The sequence below is a fragment of the Streptomyces sp. PA03-6a genome, from assembly GCF_033792765.1.
Lineage (GTDB): Bacteria > Actinomycetota > Actinomycetes > Streptomycetales > Streptomycetaceae > Actinacidiphila.
In genome coordinates this window covers 48,950-58,290 of sequence record NZ_JARAVK010000023.1, presented here as the reverse complement: position 1 = coordinate 58,290, position 9,341 = coordinate 48,950, and the positions used below count along the sequence as shown (strand labels likewise).

The window sequence follows — 9,341 nt, the reverse complement described above, 5'->3', positions numbered from 1 at the left end:
TCTACAACGCCAACTCCGCCCACCCCTTCGAGAGCCCCAACCCCTTCACCAACTGGCTGGAGATCTACCTCCTGCTGGTGATCGCCACCTCCCTGCCGCGCACCTTCGGCCGCATGGTCGGCGACAACCGCCAGGGCTACGCGATCATCGCCGTGATGGGCGTGATCTGGGCCGCATCGGTCGCCGTCATCACGGTGAACGAGCTGCACAGCGTGAGCAGCCAGGCCGGCCACTTGGCGGGCGGCATGATGGAGGGCAAGGAGCAGCGGTTCGGTGTGTGGGGGTCGGCGCTGTTCGCGGCGTCGACGACGCTCACCTCCACGGGCGCCGTCAACTCCTTCCACGATTCGTACTCGCCCATCGGCGGCGGGATGACGATCTTCAACATGATGCTCGGTGAGATCGCCCCCGGTGGTACCGGCTCCGGCCTCTACGGCATCCTCATCCTGGCGATCATCGCGGTCTTCGTGGCCGGTCTGATGGTCGGCCGCACCCCGGAGTACCTGGGCAAGAAGCTCGGCGGCCGGGAGATGAAGTTCGCCTCCCTCTATATCCTCACCACCCCGGCGATCGTCCTGATCGGTGCCGGCCTCGCCATGGCGATGCCGGGTCAGCGCGCGGGCATGCTCAACTCCGGTGCGCACGGTTTCTCCGAGGTGCTGTACGCCTTCACCTCGGCCGCCAACAACAACGGCTCAGCCTTCGCGGGCCTGACCGTCAACACCGACTGGTACAACACCGCGCTCGGCCTGGCCATGCTGTTCGGCCGCTTCCTGCCGATCGTGTTCGTCCTGGCGCTGGCCGGCTCCCTGGCCCGGCAGCAGCCGGTGCCGGCCACGGCGGGCACGCTGCCCACCCACCGGCCGCAGTTCGTCGGCCTGCTGACGGCCGTGATCCTGATCGTCGTCGGCCTCACCTACTTCCCGGCCCTGGCGCTGGGTCCGCTCGCGGAAGGTCTGTCCTGATGTCCCTGACCACCCTCGAACCCCCCGCGTCGCCGGGGGGCGCCCCGACCGGGCCGCAGCAGCCGCACCGGGTCTCCGGCGGCATGATGGACCCGAAGCAGCTCCTCACCTCGCTGCCGGACGCGGTCAAGAAGCTCGACCCCCGGGTCATGATCAAGAACCCCGTCATGTTCGTGGTCGAGGTCGGCGCGGTCCTGACCACCCTCTCGGCGATCAAGGACCCCAGCGTCTTCGCCTGGGTCATCACCGTGTGGCTCTGGCTGACCGTGATCTTCGCCAACCTCTCCGAGGCCGTCGCAGAGGGCCGCGGCAAGGCGCAGGCCGAGACCCTGCGGCGGACGAAGACCCACACCGTCGCCCGTCGGCTGATCGACTGGCGTCCTGGGGCCACCTCGCTCCGTGAGGAGGAGGCCCCGGCCTCCGGCCTGAAGCTGGGCGACCACGTCGTCGTCGAGGCCGGGCAGATCATCCCCGGTGACGGCGATGTCGTCGAAGGCGTCGCGTCGGTCGACGAGTCGGCGATCACCGGTGAGTCGGCCCCGGTCATCCGGGAGTCCGGTGGTGACCGCAGCGCGGTCACGGGCGGCACGAAGGTGCTGTCGGACCGGATCGTCGTCCGCATCACCTCCAAGCCGGGTGAGACCTTCATCGACCGGATGATCGCCCTGGTGGAGGGCGCGGCCCGGCAGAAGACGCCCAACGAGATCGCGCTGAACATCCTGCTGGCCTCGCTGACCATCGTCTTCCTGCTCGCGGTCGTCACCCTGCAGCCGTTCGCGATCTACGCGGGCGCCGAGCAGAGCATCGTCATCCTCGCGGCGCTCGTCGTCGCGCTCATCCCGACGACGATCGGCGGCCTTCTGTCGGCGATCGGCATCGCCGGCATGGACCGCCTGGTGCAGCGCAACGTGCTCGCCATGTCCGGCCGGGCCGTCGAGGCCGCCGGCGACGTGAACACCCTGTTGCTCGACAAGACCGGCACCATCACGCTCGGCAACCGCCAGGCGTCGGAGTTCCTGCCGGTCAAGGGCAACACGGCCGCCGAACTGGCCGACGCGGCGCAGCTGTCGTCGCTGGCCGACGAGACGCCCGAGGGCCGTTCCGTCGTCGTCCTGGCGAAGGAGAAGTACGGCCTGCGCGAGCGGCACGAGGGCGAGCTCGGGCACGCCGAGTTCGTGCCCTTCACCGCGCAGACCCGGATGTCCGGCGTGAACGTCGACGGCCGCCAGGTCCGCAAGGGCGCCGCGTCCGCGGTGACCGCGTGGGTCGCCGAGAACGGCGGCCGGGCCGGCGAGGAGGTGCAGTCCCTGGTCGACCGCATATCGCAGTCGGGCGGTACGCCGCTCGTCGTGGCGGTCAAGGAGGACGGTGCGGCCCGTGTGCTGGGTGTCATCCACCTGAAGGACGTGGTCAAGGAGGGCATGCGGGAGCGGTTCGACGAGCTGCGGCGGATGGGCATCCGCACGGTGATGATCACCGGTGACAACCCGCTGACGGCCAAGGCGATCGCGGACGAGGCGGGGGTCGACGACTTCCTGGCGGAGGCGACGCCCGAGGACAAGATGGCGCTGATCAAGCGGGAGCAGGCGGGCGGCAAGCTCGTCGCGATGACCGGTGACGGCACCAACGACGCCCCGGCGCTGGCCCAGGCCGACGTGGGCGTGGCCATGAACACCGGCACCTCGGCCGCCAAGGAGGCCGGGAACATGGTGGACCTGGACTCCAACCCCACCAAGCTGATCGAGATCGTGGAGATCGGCAAGCAGCTGCTCATCACCCGCGGCGCGCTGACCACCTTCTCCATCGCCAACGACGTGGCGAAGTACTTCGCGATCATCCCCGCGATGTTCGCGATCGCCTACCCGGGCCTGGACAAGCTCAACATCATGCAGCTGCACAGCCCGCAGTCGGCGATCGCCTCGGCGATCATCTTCAACGCCCTGATCATCGTCGTGCTGATCCCGCTCGCCCTGCGCGGCGTGCGCTACCGGCCGTCGTCGGCCTCCGCGCTGCTGACCCGCAACATCTGGGTCTACGGCCTGGGCGGTCTCGTGCTGCCGTTCGTCGGCATCAAGGCGATCGACCTGATCATCCAGTTCATCCCCGGCCTCAGCTGACAGAAGAAGGCAACCCATCATGTTCGGCTCCCTGCCCACCGTGGTCCGCAACCACGTGGCCGCCCTGCGGATGCTGCTGGTGTTCACGGTGCTCCTCGGCATCGCGTACCCGCTGGCCGTCACCGGCGTCGCCCAGGCGGCGTTCTCCGACCAGGCCAACGGCTCCAGGATCACCCAGGACGGCAAGACCGTCGGTTCCAGCCTCATCGGCCAGAACTTCACCCTCCCGAAGAAGGACCCGGACGACGCCGACGAGGTCGCCCAGCCGGACCCGAAGTGGTTCCAGCCGCGACCCGGTGGCTACGACCCGCTGGTCACCGGCGCCTCCAACCTCGGCCCGAACGACGAGGACCTGGTGAAGACCATCAAGGAACGCCGGGCCGCGGTCGCCGAGTTCGACGGCGTCGCCCCCGAGGACGTGCCGGTCGACGCCGTCACGGCCTCCGGCTCCGGCCTCGACCCGCACATCTCGCCCGAGTACGCCCGCGAGCAGGTCGAGCGGGTCGCCCAGGCCCGCGGCCTGGACGCCGCCGCCGTGCGCAAGCTGGTGGAGGACCACGTCCAGGGCCGGACCCTCGGCTTCCTCGGCGCGGAGCGCGTCAACGTGGTGGAACTCAACCAGGCGCTCACCGAGCTGAAGTGACGTCCTGTCACCGTCGAACCGCCCGTACCACGCCGCCCGGCGGCGCAGGGATCACCTGCGCCGCCGGGCGGCGTGACACCCGCACAAGGAAGGACTCCCGGTGACGCAGCCAGTCGTCCCGGCCCCGGCCGGCACTCCCCACGGACGGCCCGGCAGACTCAAGGTCTTCCTCGGGGCGGCCCCCGGAGTCGGGAAGACCTACCGCATGCTGGACGAGGCGCGCCGCCGGGGCGCCCGGGGCACCGACGTCGTCGTGGGGTACGTCGAGTGCCACAAGCGGCCGCTCACGGAGGAGATGCTCGACGGTCTGGAGATCGTGCCCCGCGCGGAACGCGAGTACCGGGGCACCGTCTTCACCGAGATGGACCTCGACGCCGTCCTCGCCCGCGCACCGCAGGTGGCACTCGTCGACGAGATGGCCCACACCAACATCCCCGGCGGCCGCCACGCCAAGCGCTGGCAGGACATCGAGGTGCTCCTCAGGGCGGGCATCGACGTGATCACCGCCGTCAACATCCAGCACCTGGAGTCGCTCAACGACGTCGTCGAGAAGATCACCGGCGTGCCGCAGCGGGAGACCGTCCCGGACGAGGTCGTCCGCCGCGCCGACCAGATCGAGCTCGTCGACATGCCCGCCGAGGCACTGCGCCGCCGGATGGCCCACGGCAACGTCTACGCCCCGGAGAAGGTCGACGCGGCCCTGTCGAACTACTTCCGCGTCGGCAACCTGACCGCGCTGCGCGAACTCGCCCTGCTCTGGGTCGCCGGACGCGTGGACGAGGCGCTGCAGAAGTACCGCTCCGAGCACGGCATCGGACGCGTCTGGGAGATCCGGGAGCGCGTGGTGGTCGCCGTGACCGGCGGCCCGGAGGGCGGGACCCTCATCCGCCGCGCCGCCCGGATCGCCGCCCGGTCCGCCGGTGGCGACCTGCTCGCCGTACACATCGTGCGCAGCGACGGACTGGCCGACGCCTCGCCCGCCGCGCTGGCCAAACAGCGGGCCCTGGTGGAGAGCCTCGGCGGCACCTTCCATTCCGTCGTCGGCGACCACGTCCCCGATGCCCTGCTGGACTTCGCGCGGGCCGAGAGCGCCACCCAGCTGGTGATGGGCACCAGCCGGCGCGGGCGACTCTCGCAGTTCCTCACCGGGCGCGGGGTCGGCGAGACCATCGTGGAACGCTCCGGCGACATCGACGTCCACATGGTCACCCACGAGCGCGCGGGACGTGGCCGCCTCCTGCCTGCCACCGGCAGCTCGCTGCCCACGGCGCGGAAGGTGGCGGGCCCCGTCGCGGGATTCGTCCTGCCCGCCCTGCTCACCGCGGTGCTCGCCAACAGCCGGGGCCACCTGAACCTCACCAGCGAGGCGCTGCTCTTCCTGCTGACCGTGGTCGGCGTCGCCTGCATCGGCGGCGTCGTCTCCGCGCTGCTCGCGTCCCTGACCGCGTCCCTGCTGCTGAACTACTACTTCATACCGCCCATCGGCCGGTTCACCATCGGCGAGACCAACAACATGCTGGCGCTGGCCGTGTTCGCGCTCGTCGCCGTGACCGTCGCGACGATCGTGGACCGCTCGCTGCGGCTGTCCAGACGCGCGGCCAACGCCACCGCCGAGGCCGAGACGCTGTCCTCCCTCGCCGGGAGCATCCTGCGCGGCGACCAGGCCGTCGAGGCCCTGCTGCACCGTACGCGGGAAGCCTTCGGCATGGAGTCGGCCGAGCTCGTGCACGGCTCCGACGGCGGGGCGGCGCCGGTGGACGATCCCGCGGACGGCGTGGTGGCCGTGCCCGTCGGACCGGACGACGTCCTCGTCCTGCGCGGCCGCCGCCTGGCGGCCTCGGAGCGGCGTGTGCTCATCGCCTTCGCCGGGCACGTGGCCTCCGCGCTGGAACGGGCCCGGCTGGCCGAGGCCGCCGCGGAGGTGGAGCCCGTCAGGGCGGCCGACCGCATGCGGACGGCGCTGCTCGCGGCGGTCAGCCACGACCTGCGCACCCCGCTGGCCGGCGCCTGGGCGGCCGTCAGCTCGCTGCGCAGCCGGGAGGTCGAGTTCTCCGCCGAGGACCAGGAGGAACTGCTGGCCACCGCGGAGGTGTCCCTGGACCGGCTCAACCGGCTGGTGGACAACCTCCTCGACATGAGCCGGCTGCAGGCCGGCGCGCTCAGCCTCGCCCTCGAGCCCGCCTCCGTGGCCGAAGCGGCCTCGCTCGCCCTCGACAGCCTGGCCGAGAGCGCGGTCCCCGTCACCACCCGGGGCCTGGCGGACGTACCGTTCGCGCTGGCCGACCCGCCGCTCCTGGAACGTGTCATCGCCAACCTGGTGACCAACGCCCAGCGGTACGCCCCGGAAGGCACCGCGGTCCTGGTCAGCGCCAGCGCCCTCGGCCCGCGCATCGAGCTGCGCGTCGCGGACCGCGGACCCGGCCTCCGGCCCGCCGACCGGGAAAGAGTCTTCGAACCCTTCCAGCGGCTCGGCGACACCGACAACACCACCGGCCTCGGCCTCGGGCTCGCCCTCTCGCGCGGCCTGACCGAGGCCATGGGCGGCACCCTCACCCCCGAGGACACCCCTGGCGGAGGTCTCACCATGGTCCTGTCCCTGCCCACCGCCGGCGGTCCGGCCGACGTGCCCGCCGCCCCCGTCGGCGGGGAGGAGGCGCTGACATGAGGCGCGTCCTGATCGTCGACGACGAACCGCAGATCCTGAAGGCGCTGGACATCAACCTGACGGCACGTCACTACGCCGTCGCCACCGCCCCCGACGGCACCACGGCACTGCTGCTGGTGTCCCGGCAGCCACCCGACGCCCTCATCCTCGACCTCGGCCTGCCCGACATGTCCGGCACCGACATCATCCATGGCGTGCGCGCCTGGAGCCCGCTGCCCATCATCGTGCTGTCCGGGCGGACCGGGCCGGCCGACAAGGTCGAGGCGCTGGACGCGGGGGCCGACGACTTCGTCACCAAGCCGTTCTCCATGGACGAGCTGGCGGCCCGGCTGCGCGCCGTGCTGCGCCGCCCGCCCGTCCTGGAGGAGCCGGAGACGGTCACCATCGCGGACTACCGCGTCGACCTGGGCGCGTTCACCGTCGAGCGCCGCTCCGGCAAGGGCGTGGCCCCGCGGCTCACGCCCACCGAGTGGCGGCTGCTCGCCCCGCTGCTGCGCAATCCCGGGCGCCTGATCACCGGGCGCCAGCTGCTGCGCGACGTATGGGGCCCCGGCAACGAGAAGCGCACCAACTACCTGCGGGTCTACCTGGCCACCCTCCGGCACAAGCTGGAGCCGGACCCCGCCCACCCGCGCCACCTGATCACCGTGCCGGGCATGGGCTACCGCTTCGAGCCCTGAGCGGACGCACCGCACCCCGCCCGGTGGGGGCCCACCGGGCGGGGTGCGTTCGTCGTCCGCCCGCGACGCCCGCGTCGGAGCGGGCCGGGCCGGCGGTCAACGTGCCTTGACGACGGGCGTGATCCCGCCCGGGCGACCCGCTCCCGCGGGCCGCCCGACGCCGTAGTGGACGTACTCGCCGAACAGCCGGAAACCCGCCGTCCAGGCCAGCCGCCGGCTGGGCCGGTTCCCGCGCGAGCACGTCCAGCTGGGTGTGTGACCGCGGGCCGCGACGTCGCCGCACAGGCCCGAGAGGCAGGCGAGCGCCAGCCCCTCGCGGCGGTGGCCGCGCAGCGTGACGACCGCGAGGTCCTCGTACACGCCGCCGAGGAAGTACGTGCACGCCAGCGAGACCAGGCGGCCCGAGCGGAACGCCCCCCACGCGTGGCCCGACGCGGCGAGCCCGTGCGCATCGCCCCAACTGCGGGTGATCCAGCCGGCGTCGTCGCCCGCGCCGGCCACGGCCGCTCCGTCACCCGGCGCCAGCCTGCGCACCACCACGTCCCGCGGCGGCAGCCTCCGCGGCACCGGCCGCGACTGCACCCAGATCATCCGCTCCCAGGGCACGATCCGGTCGAACGCCGCCCCCAGGACCGGCAGGAAGCGCGTACGCGCCAGGACGTAGCCGTCGTGTCCCAGGGCGGCGAGCGCGTCCGGGTCGACGTACCGGGGATCGCCCTCCAGCAGCACGTGGTCCGCGCACGCCACCGCGACCGCGCGGGGGCCGACCGCGCGGTCCGCCCACCACTGCCCGTTGCCGGTCGCCCTCACGTGCTCCGCGAGAGCCACGGGCCCGGGCACCCCGGAGGGGAACCACCCGTCCAGGGAGGGGACTTCGATCACCGGTGACCACACCTTCCGCGTACGCCGTGGTACGTGCTGCGAAACGGACGGCGGTGCGGACCGGGGTCGTCGACCCTGCGGTCCGCACCGCCGTGAGGACATCAGCCCTGGCCGGGCTTGTTGCCGTGACCGGCGCCCTTCTTGCGCCTGGCCCTCTTCTTGCGGGCACGCTTCGACATGGTGGTCCTCCCTTCAGGCGGTGACGAGCAGGTCGGCGACCTTGCACAGACGGCGTACCGTGCGGTCCTCGACCGCGGTCCGGGCGGCCGGGGCGAGCGCGGCCCGGTCGTAATAGGCGCCCGGGACGAGTTCGGTCTCCGGGTCGCACAGCCGGGCCACCCGCGCGGCGCCCTCGGCGGCGGGCTCGCCCTCGTGCGCGTACAGCGGCAGCAGGCGCGTCTCGCACACCCCGGGGTGCACGCTGACGGCCGTGACGCCGGCGGGCGCGGCCGCCCGGGCGAAGACGGTGAGGGCCAGCTGCGACTGGGCGTACGCGGCGTGCCGCGAGTAGCGGCGGGAACGGTTCAGGTCGCTCCACGCCAGGGAGGCCGACCGGTGCGTCGCGGACGACACGTTGACCACCCGGGCGCCGGGGCGCGCCGTCAGCGGACCCGCCAGCTCACGGGTGAGCAGGTAGGCCGCCAGGAAGTTCACCTGGAAGGAGATCTCGTGGCCGTCGGCCGTGAGGGTGTGGCGCTCCGGCGCGACGACCGCGGCGTTGTTGACGAGGACGTCCAGCGCGGGATGCAGGCCCCGCACGGTGGCCGCCAGGTGGCGGACCTCGGAGAGCCGGGTGAAGTCGGCCACCGCCAGGCGCAGCCGGACGCGTTCGGTGCCGGCCGCCACCAGCCGCTCCACCGCGTGGTGCGCCGACTCCGTGTCGCGACCGTGGACGATGACCGTGCAGCCCCGCTCGGCGAGCAGCCGGGCGGTCTCCCACCCGATGCCGGACGTCGCCCCGGTGACCAGGGCGGTGCGCGGGGGGACGACGGGGACGAAGGACGCAGACATGGACCACTCCGTGGATCGGTACGCCACATCGCGCCGGACACGGGGGTGACGGCGCTCGCGTACGGGGAACAGGGGCGGCCGCCCGGGGCGGCCACGGGACACCGGTGCCCTCAGGACACCGGCGGGAGGACAGCGCGCGGTACCGGAGGCACCCGATGGGGTGGCCGGTCGTCATGGCGCGGACCGCTGTTCACGCTCCCCATCCAATGCCGCGGCGGATCCGCGGACAAGGACCGGCGGCGATTCCTGACGACGCCCTGACGCGCGCCCCGCCCGCTCGCCGTGGCGGCGTCACCGGCGGGCGTACGGGCACGTCAACGCCGCGTCAGAATCGCCCTCCCGTACCGCAAAGGACCTGTCAGGAGCGTGCCGCGGACC

General features: G+C 72.5%; 7 protein-coding genes. 5 read left to right on the top strand and 2 right to left on the bottom strand.

The window, feature by feature from the left end; genetic code table 11:
- From kdpA to PV350_RS08675, 5 genes are all read left to right on the top strand, one after another.
- On the top strand, positions 1–965 hold a 965-nt coding region (gene kdpA, locus PV350_RS08695), incomplete at its 5' end, for a potassium-transporting ATPase subunit KdpA (protein ID WP_500333302.1).
- 83 nt (positions 966–1,048) lie between these two features.
- Positions 1,049–3,082 carry a potassium-transporting ATPase subunit KdpB gene (kdpB, locus tag PV350_RS08690; RefSeq protein WP_499516709.1) on the top strand — a complete coding sequence of 678 codons (2,034 nt, stop codon included), beginning with the start codon at positions 1,049–1,051 and terminating at the stop codon, positions 3,080–3,082.
- A 19-nt stretch (positions 3,083–3,101) separates the two neighbouring features.
- Positions 3,102–3,725, top strand: coding sequence for a potassium-transporting ATPase subunit KdpC (gene kdpC / locus PV350_RS08685; protein WP_500329333.1), 624 nt, complete (start codon positions 3,102–3,104; stop codon positions 3,723–3,725).
- A 100-nt stretch (positions 3,726–3,825) separates the two neighbouring features.
- Positions 3,826–6,390, top strand: coding sequence for a sensor histidine kinase (locus PV350_RS08680; RefSeq protein ID WP_499509448.1), 2,565 nt, complete (start codon positions 3,826–3,828; stop codon positions 6,388–6,390).
- Complete coding sequence (locus tag PV350_RS08675) at positions 6,387–7,070, top strand: response regulator (RefSeq protein ID WP_499509447.1); 684 nt, start codon at positions 6,387–6,389, stop codon at positions 7,068–7,070. Before PV350_RS08680 ends, PV350_RS08675 begins: the two co-directional genes overlap by 4 nt.
- A 96-nt stretch (positions 7,071–7,166) precedes the next feature.
- Here the strand turns inward: PV350_RS08675 and PV350_RS08670 are convergent, their stop codons facing one another.
- Both PV350_RS08670 and PV350_RS08665 read right to left on the bottom strand, forming a co-directional pair.
- Complete coding sequence (locus tag PV350_RS08670; RefSeq protein WP_500333301.1) at positions 7,167–7,952, bottom strand: GNAT family N-acetyltransferase; 786 nt, start codon at positions 7,950–7,952, stop codon at positions 7,167–7,169.
- Positions 7,953–8,144: 192 nt separating this feature from the next.
- Complete coding sequence (locus tag PV350_RS08665; protein WP_500333300.1) at positions 8,145–8,963, bottom strand: SDR family NAD(P)-dependent oxidoreductase; 819 nt, start codon at positions 8,961–8,963, stop codon at positions 8,145–8,147.
- Positions 8,964–9,341 lie beyond the last annotated feature (378 nt).

What these genes read in the sequence shown, in the direction of transcription:
- kdpB (WP_499516709.1), top strand. Translation starts at nt 1,049, where the DNA reads ATGATGGACCCGAAGCAGCTCCTCACCTCGCTGCCGGACGCGGTCAAG.
- kdpC (WP_500329333.1), top strand. Translation starts at nt 3,102, where the DNA reads ATGTTCGGCTCCCTGCCCACCGTGGTCCGCAACCACGTGGCCGCCCTG.
- PV350_RS08675 (WP_499509447.1), top strand. Translation starts at nt 6,387, where the DNA reads ATGAGGCGCGTCCTGATCGTCGACGACGAACCGCAGATCCTGAAGGCG.
- PV350_RS08665 (WP_500333300.1), bottom strand. Translation starts at nt 8,963, where the DNA reads ATGTCTGCGTCCTTCGTCCCCGTCGTCCCCCCGCGCACCGCCCTGGTC.